The following is a 557-nucleotide window of genomic DNA, read 5'->3' on the forward strand; positions in this document are numbered from 1 at the left end:
CGACGTCGGCACCAACCCCGTCACGGGCGAGCGCATCGACGCGCGGCGGCGCCTGAAGGACCTGCTCGAGGAGATACGGCTCGCCGACGAGGTCGGGCTCGATGTCTTCGGGCTGGGCGAGCATCACCGGCCGAATTACGCGATCTCGTCGCCCTCCACGGTGCTGGCGGCGGCGGCCTCGGTGACGAAGAACATCCGCCTGAGCTCGGCGGTCTCGGTGCTGAGCTCGGACGACCCGATCCGGGTGTTCCAGCAATTCGCGACCGTCGATAACCTCTCGGACGGGCGGGCCGAGCTGATGGTCGGGCGCGGCAGCTTCATCGAGAGTTTCCCGCTCTTCGGCTACGACCTGAACGACTACGACGCGCTTTTCGAGGAAAAGCTCGCCATGCTGCTCGCCATCAACGAGCAGGAGCGGCTGAACTGGCCGGGGACGGCGCATACGCCCAAGGTCGACCGGCAAGGGGTCTATCCCCGCCCGGTGGACGGCTCGCTGCCGGTCTGGGTGGCGGCGGGCGGCACACCGCAGAGCATGGTGCGGGCGGGAGCGCTCGGCT

The 557-nt window shown here is 68.9% G+C and carries 1 protein-coding gene; it reads left to right on the forward strand.

Translation table 11 applies throughout. The features are described from left to right. The coding region (locus HC022_RS28415) for an LLM class flavin-dependent oxidoreductase (RefSeq protein WP_167454583.1) at nucleotides 1-557 on the forward strand (557 nt) is incomplete at both ends.

It is taken from the genome of Salipiger sp. HF18 (assembly GCF_011806505.1).
Classification (GTDB): Bacteria; Pseudomonadota; Alphaproteobacteria; order Rhodobacterales; family Rhodobacteraceae; genus Salipiger; species Salipiger thiooxidans.